Genomic DNA, 12,681 nt, shown 5'->3' with positions numbered 1-12,681 from the left:
CAGGTCGCTTTTTACCGCTAGTCTGCGGGCATCTGCTACGCCGACAACCCTACATCAATAAGAGTTGGCCATGACTGAGCTGTCCCCCCTTCAACGGTCTGCCAGCGCGGTGATTCCTGCGTTGGAAGGGCGTTTCTATCGACCCCCTCTGCCCGACGGATACGTGCAGCGGCCGCGTCTTTGCGAACGCTTGAGTGCCGGGTTGAAGGGCAGGCTGTTGCTGGTCAGTGCGCCGGCCGGGTTTGGTAAGAGCTCGTTGGCGGTGGAGTTTTGCCAGGGCTTGCCGGGCAACTGGCAGAGCCTATGGCTGGGGTTGAGCCGCCGGGACAGCGATCCCGGGCGTTTCCTCGAACGCTTGCTGGCCGGTTTGCAGCAGTACTTTCCCCAATTGGGCCGGCAGTCTCTCGGTCTGTTGAAAATGCGCCAGCGCCATCAGCCTTTCGCCTTTGAAGAGTGGCTGGATGGCTTGCTGGACGAGCTGGCGCTTCACCTGTCTAGCAGCAGGCCGTTGTTGCTGGTCCTGGACGACTATCACCTGGCCCAGGGGCCGGTGCTTGATCGTTGCTTGCAGTTTTTCCTCAATCACCTGCCCGACGGCCTGCTGGTGCTGGTCACCAGCCGCCAGCGTCCGGATTGGCATCTGGCGCGGCTGCGGCTTTCACGACAGTTGCTGGAGCTGCATGAGCAGGATTTGCGCCTGACCCATGACGAGTCCCTGAGCTTGTTGGACCGCCACAGCAGTTCCTTGCGCGGCGAGGCTCTGGAAAGCCTGATCCAGCGCAGCGAGGGCTGGGTTGCCGGGCTGCGTTTCTGGCTGTTGGCAGCGTCCGAGGCTGGTGCGCTGGGCACCTTGCCTCAGGGACTGCATGGGGGCGAAGGGCTGATCCGCGACTACCTGCTGGAAGAGGTCATCGACTGCCTGCCCGCCGAGGTCCAGGCTTTCCTCTATGACACGGCGCCCCAGGAGCGCTTCTGCGCCGAGCTCTGCGACGCCCTGCGCGAAGCGCATGACAGTGCCGAGATCCTGGGTTTCCTGCAGGCTCACCAAGTGTTCCTGGTGCCATTGGACGAACACGGGCACTGGTATCGCTATCACCATCTGTTTTCCGATCTGCTGCGTACCCGACCCACGGCCAATACCCTGGTGCCGGCCGCCAGCCTGCATTTGCGTGCCTGTCGTTGGTTCAACGCTCAGGGGCTGCTGGATGAAGCCGTGGAGCAGGCGCTGCGTGCCGGACACCTGGATGTGGCGGCCAACCTGGTGCAGAACCTGTCGGAGGAGCAACTGCTGGCGGAGCAGAATGTCGGCATGCTGCTGCGCTGGAAGATGGACCTGCCCGACAGCCTGCTGATCAGCACACCGCGGCTGATCGTGCTCTACAGCTGGGCCCTGGGCCTGGCCTGCCAGTTGGACGCGGCAGAGGAACTGGCGGATCACCTGAGTCGTTTCCTGCCGGCGCCTTCGGCTACTGCGCAAAAGTCGATGCTGGCGCAATGGCTGGCCTTGAGCGGGATCATCGCTCGTGGGCGGGGCCAGCGGGAACGGACCCTGGCCTACTGCGGCGAGGCTCTGGAAAGCCTGCCGCACAAGCGTTACGGACAGCGCCTGATGTGTCTGTCGACCTTGTCCAACCTGGCGATCACCGACGCCGACCTGTGGCGCGCCCGCAGTCTCAATCGCGAATCCCTGGAGTTGGCGCAGCGGGTCGGCAATCCGCTGTTCGAGGCCCTGGCCCATTACGATCGGGCCCGGGTTCTGCAGGCGCGGGGCGAGGTGCTCAGAGCGCTGGAGGAGGTGCACCAAGGGCTGCGACGGCTGCAGGGACTGTCGGCTCAGCGGCTGTACGCGGTGCGGGCCCGGCTGACCCTGTATGAAGGTTATCTGTTGACGCTGCGTGCCCAGCCTGAGGCCGGCCTGGTGCGTTTACAGGCCGGGTTGCTGGAGGCGCGGGCCTGTCGCGACATCAGCGTGTTGATCGCTCATTGCGTGATCGCCAAGCAGGAAGGCCTGCGGAGCGAGTTTTCCCGGGCCTTTGCCGAGTTGGCCGAGGCCGAGCGCCTGATGCATATCTGGGACGTGCCGCCGATCTACTACTTGGCGATGATCACTCTGGTGAAGTGCGAGCTCTGGCTGGCCCAGGGCCGCATCGACCTGGCCGAGGCCTGGCTGGCGCGTCTGGGCCAGACCTACACTGGAGAACAGGCTGCGGCGCCGCCGGAGTTCCATCCGCAGTTGCCCTTGCACATCGAATTGCAGCAAGCCCAACTGGAAACCATCAAGGGCGACTCCTCCCGGGCCGAACAGCGCTTGAGTCGATTGGTGGAGCATGGCCAGCAAAGCGGTCGGCAGTTGTTGAGCGTTATGGCCCTGACCCAGAAAACCCTGCTGTTGCTGGCGTCCGGGCGCGGCGCAGAGGCACGACGGGACTTTGCCCAGGCCCTGGAAGCAGCGGTGGGGGGCGCAGTGCAACCTTTCGAGAGCTTGATCCGCAGTCACCCCTGCTGGATGCGCGAGCAATTGCAGCACTGTGTGTCGACCGCTTTGACTCAGGCTCTGTTGCAGCGTTTGCCTGCTGCTCCCCGTGAGCTTCCCGAGGCGGCTCATAGTGAGTCGTTGAGTTCCCGGGAGCTGTCGGTGCTGCAATTGATTGCTCAGGGGTGTTCCAATCAGGAAATCAGCGAGCGCTTGTTCATTTCGCTGCATACGGTGAAAACCCACGCCAGCCATATCAACAGCAAACTGGGGGTTGAGCGACGTACACAGGCAGTGGCACGGGCCCAGGAGTTGGGGTTGCTGGGGTAGGCGCTACCCCGCCGGCCAGGGCTTTTGGCGGCCGCGTCGAGGTCGGCCGACCGGCTGCAGCTGCGCCGTGATACAGCGCCGGGCCCGGGGTTATCGGGCCAGGTGCTGTTTGCAGTAATCGGCGAACAGGCGCGCCGGCTTGGTCAACTGGCCACGCTTGAGCCAGGCCGCCACCAGGCCGGAGCCGGTCACGTCCTCGACAATATCCACGCACACCACCGGCTTGCCGTCGTAGGAGCACTGGGAGTGGGGGCGGGTTACCAGAATCGAAAAGCCGAAGCCCTGGCCCACCATGCCCCGCACCATCTCGATGGAGGGCGAGCTGAAGGCGATCTGTGGCGTCAATCCCAGTTCCTCGAACAGGCTGACGAAGTAGGTCCGGCTCGGTTGCACATCCAGCAGGATCATTGGTTCCAGGCTCAGGTCACGCAGTGAAACCTGGGCCTGCTGGGCGTAGCGGTGGTCGGCGGGAAGCAACGCATAGGGCCGTTGCGGTGGCATCAGTGGTTCGGTTTCGATGGTGCCGTCCAGTTCGTGCTCGTACAGGATCACCAAGTCGAACGCACCGCCGGTCAAGCCCTGTACCAGTTCCTGCTGTTCGCCATCGCGGATGCGGATTTCCACCCCGGGATACAGGGCACTGAAGCCGGCGATCAACTGCGGCAGGTACAGCGGTGCCACGGTTTCAAAGCAACCGATGTCGATCTGTCCGGCCACCACGTCGTTGTCCGCCAGGGCGTTCTGCTCGAACTCCTTGGCCATGCGCAGCAGTTCCTGAGCCTTGCGGTAGAAGCGTGCACCACTTGGGGTCAGGGACACCCCCAGGGCGTGGTGGCGGATCAGCAATTGCACGCCGAAGCTGTCCTCCAGGCCCTTGATGGCGGTGGAGATCGACGGCTGGGCGATATACAGCTTGCGTGACGCTTCAGCGACGCTGCCGCATTCGACGGTGGTGATGAAGTACTTGAGTTGACGCAGATTGTAGGCGGCCACAGCGAACCTCGTTCTGATTCGGCTCTAGAGTGCACTGCGAAAGATGCAGCCCGCTTCCTGCAAGCAAGTTATGCACCGACAAGCCTCCCGGGCTTGGTTTCTTGTCCGTCAACGATACTCACAAACGCTGTCGGAAAGGGCGGGGTCTAGGCAGTTTTTTCATCGCTTGTGAACAGGTATTTCCTGGCCTTGAGCGATCTCGACCAGGACGATGGTTTTCAACTTTACGCCTCTGGAGCGCTCTGCGGTGCAGGCAGCTCCTCGGCGGGCGGGGCGGCATTGAAGTCCAGGGTGACCGTGAAGAGTTGCTGTTCCATCAGCACCTCAATGCGCCAGCCGAGCCGGGCGCTGAGTTGCCGCATCAGTTCCAGGCCCAGGCCATAGCCAAAGTCGTTGGATGGCTCCAACTGCTTGGCTTCCCGGATGCGGTTGACGATGCGCAGTTGTGGGTAGTCGAAATTGATCTCGACACTGCCCTCATCGGCGTATTGCAAGGCATTGCGCAGGAAGTTGCCCACCACGATGCGGCAGGCGGTCAGAGGCAAGCGGCAAGGGGTGCTGCTGATGTCCAGCAGCAGTTCGATATCCCGTGTACCGATCAGGTAGCGGTGTTCCTCGATCAGTTCAGTGACCAGGCCGCTCATGTCGATGGGTTCCTCGGGCAAGGGTTCTGGCAGTTCCCGGCTCATCCACAGCAAGGTTTCGGCGATGCGCTGCATGTTCAATACCGAGCGCTCGATACGTTGCAGGGGCGGCGGCAGGACGCCGCCGGATTGCAAGGTCAGCAGTTCGATATTGGCCTTGAGCACCGCCAATGGGGTGCGCAGTTCATGGCTGGTGTAGCGCAGCAGGCGGCCTTCGCGCAGGCTGGCGGCCTGCACCTGCTGCACGCTTTGGGCCAGGGCATCGGCGAGCACGTTGAACTCCTTGAAACCAAAATTAGGTCGCTGGCCGGACACCGCGTCCGCATCCTTGAGGGTCGAGGACCACTGGGCCAGGCGCTCCAGGGGCCTTACCAGCCACCAGACCAGCAGGACAATGATGATCAGCGCCGGGACGAACACCGCCAGGCTGATGAGGTTGACGCCGCGCAACTGGCGCTCGATGTAGGCGTCGGACAGTGGCGTCTCCACTTCGCCGCCTTCTTCCTTGTCGTGGTCGACGTCGAACATGTACAGGGTCTTGCCGTCGCTAAGGGGCTGGGCCAGGACCGCCCGCCCTTCATCCTCGTCATCGGAGTCCAGGTCGCCGAAGGCCTGCAGCGCGCCGAAGGACAGGCTGGGCGGAGTGTCCAGCAACTGACGGATTTTCTCCGGCAGCGCCTCTTTGCCTATGACGCTGGTATAGAAGTAGTTGTGCGGCGGTGGGGTGTTTGGATCTTTCTTGTAATGCCTGGCGAAGTACTGGGCTTCCTCTTCCATCATGGCGCTGGCGGTATAGAGCAGGCCACGGATACTGTACTCGGGCAGCAGCAGGCTGTAGATCAGCAACACCACGGCAATCAGCAGCAGGAAGCTGCCGCTGATCACCCATTTCAGACCCAGACCGTTACGCATGTGACCTCATCTGAATGCCAATACCAGGGAGGGTGTGGATCAACGGTTGGCCGAAGGATTTGTCCACGGTCTTGCGCAATCGGTGCATGTGCACCTTGAGGGTATTGCTGTCCGGTGGCTCGTCGCCCCAGATCATGGTCTCCAGGCGTTCCCGGGTTACCGGTTCCGGACTGGCACGCATCAGGCATTCCAGCAGGGTCCAGCAAATGGGTGACAGATGCAGTTCTTGCCCGGCGCGGCTGACCTTGCGGGTAGACAGCTCCATCACCAGGTCGGCCACTTGCAGGCGGCTTGCCTGGCCGCTGCGGCGCATGCTCAGGGCTCGGATACGGGCCACCAGTTCCGCCATTTCAAAGGGCTTGACCAGATAGTCGTCAGCCCCGGCGGCGAAGCTGGCGAGTTTGTCGGAAAGGGCATCCAGCGAGGTGAGCATCAGGATCGGCGTCTGGCTGCCTTGCTGGCGCAACTGTTGGCACAGCTGCTGGCCGTCCAGTCGCGGCAACATGATGTCCAGCAGGATGACGTCGTAGTGCTGGCTTAAAGCCAGGTTAAGGCCGGTCTGGCCATTGCTGGCGTGGTCGCAGACGATGCCGCTGATTTCCAGGTACTCGATGACGGTGTTGGCCAGGTCGAGGTTGTCCTCGACCAATAGCAGTTGAATATGCACGGAAACGTCCCCTTGGACCCTTGGCGCTTGATGGGCCGAAGGATAGCGGAGTCAGGCCGGTTTCTGCCGATGTTTACCCGGTGTTAACCCGGCCGTCTCTAAGCTCGGGCTCTTCTTAACTCCAGAGCGTGGCACAGCCATGAACCTGATTTCGGTAGTCAAAGGAATCCTGCTGGTCCTGATACTTCTCGTCCTGATGGCCTGCGTCCTGCCTTCCCAGGCACCTTTGGGGCGCCTGGGAGGGGGCGGCCCCCTGAGTTGGTTACTGATTGGCCACAGTGTTGAGCGGGCGGGATCCGAGCATGTCATCAGTGCATGCTGATAAGACCGGCGCCAGCTACACCGATCAGTTGGTCCTGTGCCTGGTGCTGATTCTCTGTGTATCGATCTCCCTGGGGATCTACATCATGCGCTTCAATGCGCAGATCGACCGGCAGCGCGAATTGTCCCCGGTGCACTTGCTCGAATGCGGCCAGGGGCGCGGGGCCTTCATTGTCGACCCTCATGGACAGCGCAGTAGCAGTGACAACTGTTTCCTGGTGGATGAGGACAACTAGTTTCGGGTCTGCTCGGCACTCAGAACGATTCGCCGTCGAATTCAAGCACAAGAAACGTGGTTCTTGCGCTTGAATCTCGTTTTACAGTGTCGGCGTACTGAGAAGACGGCCATGGACCACTGGGTTCCGGGTCCGATTCCACTGGCGGATTGAAGGAGACCTGAGATGTCCTGCGTATTCAAACTGATGCCGTCCCCCGTTGGCCAACTGACCCTGGTGGCCAGAGGGACCAAGCTGGCGGCGATTCTCTGGGAGCACGAACGGCAGAACCGGGTACGTCTCGGGCCGTTGCAGGAGTCGGTTGATCATCCCCTGCTGCTGGAAGCCGAGCGCCAGCTTCGGGAATACTTTGCAGGCAGCCGTGAGCGCTTCGAGCTTGAGCTGGATTTCGTCGGTACCGAGTTTCAGTGCAAGGTCTGGCAGGCCTTGCTGACCATCCCTTTCGGTGAGACCCGCAGCTACAGCCAGATCGCCCAGCAGATTGGCAGTCCCAAGGCGGTGCGGGCGGTGGGTGCAGCCAATGGCCGGAACCCGATCTCGATTGTGGCCCCCTGTCATCGAGTGATCGGTGCATCGGGGAGCCTGACCGGCTTTGCCGGAGGGCTTGAAGCCAAGCAGTTCCTGCTGGCACTGGAGGGGGAGGAGACGCTGCAACTGGCGTTCTGAGTGAGTGTTGGCGGTGAGCTGTGCCAGAATGCGCCATCGATTTTTCTGGAACGCTTCCATGGACGCCGCCAAACCCAGCCTTATCCGCGAAACCTTCCCCGTCGGCCCTTTGCAGTGCAACTGCACCATCATTGGCGACCCGCTGACCAAGAAAGCCATAGTTGTCGATCCGGGAGGCAATCCCGATTTGATCATGGCTCGCCTCGATGCCCTCGGGTTGAAGGTGGTGAGCATCATTCATACCCATGCGCACCTGGATCATTTTCTTGCCTCCGGGCAGATGAAGGAAAAGACCGGCGCCACTTTGCATCTGCATAAGGACGACCAGTTCCTGTGGGACAACCTTGAGATGCAGTGCAGCATGTTCGGCGTGCCCTACACCCCGGTCCCGTCCCCGGACCGCTGGCTGGGCGACGATGAGGAACTGGCCTGCGGTTGCGGCGTGGCCCTGCATACTCCCGGGCACACTCCGGGTTCCATGAGTTTTTGGTTTTCCGAGGCTAAGCTTCTGATTGCCGGCGACACGCTGTTCAAGCGCGGGGTCGGGCGCACGGACTTGTGGGGCGGGGATCAGGCCACCCTGGTGCGTTCGATCAAGCAGCGTCTGTATACCCTTGATGAAGATGCCACAGTGGTTGCCGGGCACGGTCCAGACACTCGATTGGGCGATGAGATGCGCCAGAATCCGTTTGTGAGGGCCTGACTTTTAGCCAGGCTGCTGACGGAATTTTTGCCACTCTGTGTGTTCCAACGCTAGCTAAGGTCTGTTGCCAACGTCCGCTGCACCACAGAATGCAAAATGTAGGAGTTTTCCATGTTCACCTCGCGTCGTTTGATTGTTGTCGCTACTGCTGTGGCCTTGTTGTCCGGCTGCGCTTCGCCTAACCCCTATGACAATCAGGGGCAGGCCGACGGCGGCTCGTCGGGCATGAGCAAAACTGCAAAATACGGTGGCCTGGGTGCCCTGGCTGGTGCATTGGCCGGTGCTGCCATTGACCACAATAACCGTGGCAAGGGCGCGTTGATCGGTGCCGCGGTGGTGGGGGCATCCGCTGCCGGTTACGGTTACTACGCCGATCAGCAGGAGAAAAAACTGCGCGCCAGCATGGCCAATACCGGGGTTGAAGTGCAGCGTCAGGGTGATCAGATCAAGCTGATCATGCCGGGCAACATCACGTTTGCCACTGATTCGGCGAATATCGCCCCAAGCTTCTACCAACCGCTGAACAACCTGGCCAACTCCCTGCGCGAGTTCAACCAGAACCAGATCGAGATCGTCGGCTACACCGACAGCACTGGCAGCCGTCAGCACAACATGGACCTTTCCCAGCGTCGTGCCCAGAGCGTGGCGACCTACCTCACGTCCCAGGGGGTGAGCAGTGCCAACCTGTCCGCTCGCGGTGCTGGTCCGGACAATCCGATTGCCAGCAACGCCGACGTCAATGGCCGTGCGCAGAACCGTCGTGTAGAGGTCAACCTCAAGGCGATTCCGGGCCAGCAGTATCAGCAGCAAGGTCAGCAGTACCAGCAGCCCTACCAGCAGTACTGATCGACTCGACTGCAATCCCAGGTACAAAAAAGCCCGCCCGATGCAAATCGGGCGGGCTTTTTAATGACTGAAGCGGTTACTTCTTCAGGCCGTAGTGCTCGTCGAGCATACCCGGAGCGTTTGGCGTCTTCGGCGCGTAGTCCCGTGGTGGCTCCTGATCCCGCGGTGGAGTCAGGCGCTCCCGTGGAGTTTGTGCCGACTCGGAATGCAGTGCAGCCAGCAGGCGTTGCCGGGTCAGTTCGTCCAGGGCCAGGCGGTTGGCACCCTCGGCGAGATGGTCCTGCACTTCCTGATAGCTCTGGGTGAGCTTTTTCACCAGGGTGGCAGTGCTGTTGAAATGGGTGACCACTTCATTTTGATAATTGTCGAAACGTTCCTGAATATCGTCCAACTGACGCTGCGTGCGGTTAGGCGCGGCATTGGGCAGCAGGCGAGCAACCAGGAATCCAATGGCGACACCCGCGACCAGGGCAAGAGTCGGCAACAACCAAACTAAGAGCGAGTGTTCCACGAGTCCTTCCTCTATAAACGGCTTTGCTTTACGTTAACGGCTCGAACCTGCGCTGTATACCGCGATTCACTCGCAATAGATTGGCACAGACCATTTGCTAGACGAGTCGACCCCCTTCGAGGTCACGGAGTTCCTTCCTTGCTAATGCGTGAAACCCCTGTAGTGATTGCCGGCCCGGTGGGCCAATTGGAAGCCCTGTATCTGGAGGTGCCCGATCCTCGTGGCGTGGCACTGATCTGCCACCCCAACCCGGTGCAGGGCGGCACCATGCTCAACAAGGTGGTGTCCACCTTGCAGCGCACCGCGCGTGATGCCGGCCTGATCACCTTGCGCTTCAACTACCGGGGCGTTGGTGCCAGTGAAGGCAGTCACGACATGGGCAGTGGCGAAGTCGATGACGCCCAGGCTGCCGCCCAGTGGTTGCAGGCCAAACATCCTGAACTGCCATTGACCCTGCTGGGGTTCTCCTTCGGCGGTTTTGTCGCCGCCAGCCTTGGCGGGCGCCTGGAGGCCCAGGGCGTGCAGCTCAAGCACCTGTTCATGGTGGCGGCGGCGGTGACCCGTCTGCGGGATACCGACCAGTTGCCGGAAAACTGCCCGCTGACCCTGATCCAGCCGGAAACCGATGAAGTCATTGACCCTCAAGCGGTCTATGACTGGTCCGACGCGCTTGTTCGCCCCCATGAGCTGCTGAAAGTGGCAGAATGCGGGCACTTTTTTCATGGCAAGCTCACTGATCTCAAGGATCTGGTGCTGCCGCGACTTTCGAATTGATAGCAGTCTGATAAGCGATTACCCATGACTACTCGTACGCGTATCCTCACCGGCATCACCACCACCGGTACCCCGCACCTGGGCAACTACGCTGGCGCGATTCGCCCGGCGATCCTTGCCAGCCGTGACAGTAATGCCGATTCCTTCTACTTCCTGGCCGACTATCACGCGCTGATCAAATGCGATGACCCGTTGCGCATTCAGCGTTCGCGCCAGGAAATCGCGGCGACCTGGCTGGCGGGCGGCCTGGATGTGGAACGTGTGACCTTCTATCGTCAGTCGGACATTCCGGAGATTCCGGAACTGACCTGGCTGCTGACCTGCGTAGCCGCCAAGGGCCTGCTCAATCGTGCCCATGCGTACAAAGCATCGGTGGACAAGAATCTCGAGGCCGGTGAAGACCCGGATGCCGGCATCACCATGGGGCTCTACAGCTATCCGGTGCTGATGGCCGCAGACATCCTGATGTTCAACGCGCACAAGGTGCCGGTGGGCCGTGATCAGATCCAGCACGTGGAAATGGCTCGGGACATCGGCCAGCGTTTCAACCATCTGTTTGGCCAGGGCAAGGAGTTCTTCACCATGCCCGAGGCACTGATCGAGGAGAGTGTCGCGACCCTGCCTGGCCTGGACGGTCGCAAGATGTCCAAGAGCTACGACAACACCATCCCTTTGTTCACCAGTGCCAAGGACATGAAGGACGCGATCTCGCGGATCGTCACTGACTCCAAGGCGCCGGGTGAGGCCAAGGACCCGGACAACTCCCATCTGTTCACTCTGTTCCAGGCATTTTCTACTCCGGCACAGGCCGCCGAGTTCCGTACTGAGCTGTTGCAGGGGCTGGGCTGGGGCGAAGCCAAGAACCGCCTGTTCCAGTTGCTGGATGGTGAATTGGGCGAGGCTCGTGAGCGTTACCATCAGTTGATCGCCCGTCCCGGGGATCTTGAAGACATTCTGCGTGCCGGCGCCGCCAAAGCTCGGGCTGTGGCCACGCCGTTCCTTGCCGAGCTGCGTGAGGCCGTGGGCCTGCGCTCCTTTGCCAGTCAGGTGCAAGTTGCCGCCACGACCAAGAAAAAGGCCGCCAAGGCCGCGCGCTTCATCAGCTTCCGTGAAGACGATGGTAGTTTCCGTTTCCGCTTGCTGTCCGCCGATGGCGAGCAGTTGCTGCTGTCGCGTCACTTCGCCGATGGCAAGGCTGCTGGTGCGGTGACCAAACGACTGCAATCGGGGCAGGAGCTGGATCTGCGTAGCGAAGCCGGCAGTTTCAGTGTTTGGCTGGATGGTGCCTGCGTGGCTGACAGCCCAGCCTTCGCTGACGCTGCCGCGCGTGACGCAGCCATTGATGCGCTGCGGATTGCGCTGACCCCAGCGCAGGACTAATCGGAATCTTCCCGACCAAGGGCTGATTGCCATTCCCCAGGGCCGTCGCTAAAGTGACGGCCCGTTTTTGTTGCCTTGCTAACGAATTATGACGCCCCTAGAACGATACCAAGCAGATCTGAAACGCCCGGACTTCTTTCATGACGCGGCACAGGAAACCGCTGTGCGTCATTTGCAGCGCCTGTATGAGGATCTGATTGCAGCCGAGCAAAACAAGCCGGGCTTGCTCGGCAAGCTCTTTGGCAAGAAGGATCAGGCGCCGGTCAAGGGGCTGTACTTCTGGGGCGGAGTAGGGCGTGGAAAGACTTATCTGGTAGACACCTTCTTCGAAGCCTTGCCGTTCAAGGAAAAGGTTCGTACGCACTTTCACCGCTTTATGAAGCGCGTACACGAAGAAATGAAAACCCTGGGTGGCGAAAAGAATCCGCTGACCATCATTGCCAAGCGTTTCTCACAAGAGGCGCGGGTGATCTGCTTCGATGAATTCTTCGTGTCTGATATTACCGATGCGATGATTCTCGGCACCCTGATGGAAGAGTTGTTCAAGAACGGTGTGACCCTGGTGGCGACGTCGAACATCGTTCCGGATGGCTTGTACAAGGACGGTCTGCAGCGTGCGCGCTTCTTGCCGGCCATTGCCCTGATCAAGCAGAACACCGAGATCGTCAACGTCGACAGCGGCGTCGACTACCGTCTGCGGCATCTGGAGCAGGCGGAGCTGTTTCACTATCCATTGGATGAAGCTGCCCATGAAAGCCTGCGCAAGAGCTTCCGTGCGCTGACGCCAGAGTGCACTCAGGCGGTGGAAAACGATGTTTTGATCATCGAGAACCGAGAAATTCGTGCGCTGCGCACCTGTGATGATGTGGCCTGGTTCGACTTCCGTGAGCTGTGCGATGGCCCTCGTAGCCAGAACGACTACATCGAACTGGGCAAGATCTTTCATGCCGTGCTGCTCAGTGGCGTGGAGCAGATGAGTGTCACCACGGATGATATTGCTCGGCGTTTCATCAACATGGTCGACGAGTTCTATGACCGCAACGTCAAGCTGATCATCTCCGCCGAGGTCGAGCTCAAGGACCTCTATACCGGAGGGCGCTTGACGTTCGAGTTCCAGCGCACTCTCAGCCGGTTGCTGGAGATGCAGTCCCACGAGTTTCTGTCGCGGGCGCACAAGCCATAATCTCGAGTCGATGAAAAAGGGCCTGCATTGCAGGCCCTTTTT

General features: G+C 60.7%; 12 protein-coding genes. 8 read left to right on the top strand and 4 right to left on the bottom strand.

Annotation, left to right across the window (positions count from 1 at the left end; translation table 11 throughout):
* The first annotated feature begins 70 nt into the window (after nucleotides 1-70).
* Nucleotides 71-2,803, top strand: a complete 2,733-nt coding sequence (locus ACMGF8_RS30385; protein WP_416758232.1) for a LuxR C-terminal-related transcriptional regulator — start codon at nucleotides 71-73, stop codon at nucleotides 2,801-2,803.
* A 90-nt stretch (nucleotides 2,804-2,893) separates the two neighbouring features.
* On the opposite strand, the gene ACMGF8_RS30380 is transcribed toward ACMGF8_RS30385, so the two are convergent.
* The 3 genes from ACMGF8_RS30380 to ACMGF8_RS30370 form a co-directional block, all read right to left on the bottom strand.
* Entirely contained in the window at nucleotides 2,894-3,796 is a 903-nt protein-coding gene (locus ACMGF8_RS30380) for a LysR family transcriptional regulator (protein WP_102860294.1), read from the bottom strand.
* Between the two features lie 224 nt (nucleotides 3,797-4,020).
* Nucleotides 4,021-5,352 carry a sensor histidine kinase gene (locus ACMGF8_RS30375; protein ID WP_102860295.1) on the bottom strand — a complete coding sequence of 444 codons (1,332 nt, stop codon included), beginning with the start codon at nucleotides 5,350-5,352 and terminating at the stop codon, nucleotides 4,021-4,023.
* Complete coding sequence (locus ACMGF8_RS30370; RefSeq protein ID WP_102860296.1) at nucleotides 5,345-6,019, bottom strand: response regulator transcription factor; 675 nt, start codon at nucleotides 6,017-6,019, stop codon at nucleotides 5,345-5,347. The genes ACMGF8_RS30375 and ACMGF8_RS30370 overlap by 8 nt, the downstream gene beginning before the upstream one ends.
* 302 nt (nucleotides 6,020-6,321) lie before the next feature.
* Here ACMGF8_RS30370 and ACMGF8_RS30365 point away from each other — a divergent pair, with 302 nt between their 5' ends.
* The 4 genes from ACMGF8_RS30365 to ACMGF8_RS30350 all read left to right on the top strand — a co-directional run bounded on the left by ACMGF8_RS30365 (nucleotide 6,322) and on the right by ACMGF8_RS30350 (nucleotide 8,791).
* Entirely contained in the window at nucleotides 6,322-6,576 is a 255-nt protein-coding gene (locus ACMGF8_RS30365; RefSeq protein WP_102860298.1) for a hypothetical protein, read from the top strand.
* A gap of 165 nt (nucleotides 6,577-6,741) precedes the next feature.
* Nucleotides 6,742-7,242 carry a methylated-DNA--[protein]-cysteine S-methyltransferase gene (locus tag ACMGF8_RS30360; RefSeq protein WP_102860299.1) on the top strand — a complete coding sequence of 167 codons (501 nt, stop codon included), beginning with the start codon at nucleotides 6,742-6,744 and terminating at the stop codon, nucleotides 7,240-7,242.
* Nucleotides 7,243-7,300: 58 nt separating this feature from the next.
* Nucleotides 7,301-7,945, top strand: coding sequence for an MBL fold metallo-hydrolase (locus ACMGF8_RS30355; protein ID WP_015636939.1), 645 nt, complete (start codon nucleotides 7,301-7,303; stop codon nucleotides 7,943-7,945).
* Between the two features lie 111 nt (nucleotides 7,946-8,056).
* Nucleotides 8,057-8,791, top strand: coding sequence for an OmpA family protein (locus tag ACMGF8_RS30350; RefSeq protein ID WP_102860300.1), 735 nt, complete (start codon nucleotides 8,057-8,059; stop codon nucleotides 8,789-8,791).
* Nucleotides 8,792-8,867: 76 nt separating this feature from the next.
* Here the strand turns inward: ACMGF8_RS30350 and ACMGF8_RS30345 are convergent, their stop codons facing one another.
* On the bottom strand, nucleotides 8,868-9,302 hold the full coding sequence (locus ACMGF8_RS30345) for a YhcB family protein (RefSeq protein WP_102860301.1): 435 nt from the start codon (nucleotides 9,300-9,302) through the stop codon (nucleotides 8,868-8,870).
* 144 nt (nucleotides 9,303-9,446) lie between these two features.
* Here ACMGF8_RS30345 and ACMGF8_RS30340 point away from each other — a divergent pair, with 144 nt between their 5' ends.
* The 3 genes from ACMGF8_RS30340 to zapE all read left to right on the top strand — a co-directional run bounded on the left by ACMGF8_RS30340 (nucleotide 9,447) and on the right by zapE (nucleotide 12,639).
* Nucleotides 9,447-10,076: an alpha/beta hydrolase gene (locus ACMGF8_RS30340; RefSeq protein WP_102860302.1), complete on the top strand. Its 630-nt coding sequence runs from the start codon at nucleotides 9,447-9,449 to the stop codon at nucleotides 10,074-10,076.
* Nucleotides 10,077-10,100: 24 nt separating this feature from the next.
* Nucleotides 10,101-11,456 carry a tryptophan--tRNA ligase gene (locus ACMGF8_RS30335; protein ID WP_416758225.1) on the top strand — a complete coding sequence of 452 codons (1,356 nt, stop codon included), beginning with the start codon at nucleotides 10,101-10,103 and terminating at the stop codon, nucleotides 11,454-11,456.
* 88 nt (nucleotides 11,457-11,544) lie between these two features.
* Nucleotides 11,545-12,639: a cell division protein ZapE gene (zapE, locus tag ACMGF8_RS30330; protein WP_102860304.1), complete on the top strand. Its 1,095-nt coding sequence runs from the start codon at nucleotides 11,545-11,547 to the stop codon at nucleotides 12,637-12,639.
* Nucleotides 12,640-12,681 lie beyond the last annotated feature (42 nt).

Origin of the sequence: Pseudomonas sp. BNK-7, from assembly GCF_048072025.1 — a bacterium.
In the GTDB taxonomy this organism is placed as follows: Bacteria; Pseudomonadota; Gammaproteobacteria; order Pseudomonadales; family Pseudomonadaceae; genus Aquipseudomonas; species Aquipseudomonas danubii.
This window is presented reverse-complemented; position numbering and strand designations above follow the sequence as displayed.

Coding starts and splice junctions, on each gene's coding strand:
- ACMGF8_RS30385 (WP_416758232.1), top strand. CDS start 71: ATGACTGAGCTGTCCCCCCTTCAACGGTCTGCCAGCGCGGTGATTCCT.
- ACMGF8_RS30375 (WP_102860295.1), bottom strand. CDS start 5,352: ATGCGTAACGGTCTGGGTCTGAAATGGGTGATCAGCGGCAGCTTCCTG.
- ACMGF8_RS30365 (WP_102860298.1), top strand. CDS start 6,322: ATGTCATCAGTGCATGCTGATAAGACCGGCGCCAGCTACACCGATCAG.
- ACMGF8_RS30360 (WP_102860299.1), top strand. CDS start 6,742: ATGTCCTGCGTATTCAAACTGATGCCGTCCCCCGTTGGCCAACTGACC.
- ACMGF8_RS30355 (WP_015636939.1), top strand. CDS start 7,301: ATGGACGCCGCCAAACCCAGCCTTATCCGCGAAACCTTCCCCGTCGGC.
- ACMGF8_RS30350 (WP_102860300.1), top strand. CDS start 8,057: ATGTTCACCTCGCGTCGTTTGATTGTTGTCGCTACTGCTGTGGCCTTG.
- ACMGF8_RS30340 (WP_102860302.1), top strand. CDS start 9,447: ATGCGTGAAACCCCTGTAGTGATTGCCGGCCCGGTGGGCCAATTGGAA.
- ACMGF8_RS30335 (WP_416758225.1), top strand. CDS start 10,101: ATGACTACTCGTACGCGTATCCTCACCGGCATCACCACCACCGGTACC.
- zapE (WP_102860304.1), top strand. CDS start 11,545: ATGACGCCCCTAGAACGATACCAAGCAGATCTGAAACGCCCGGACTTC.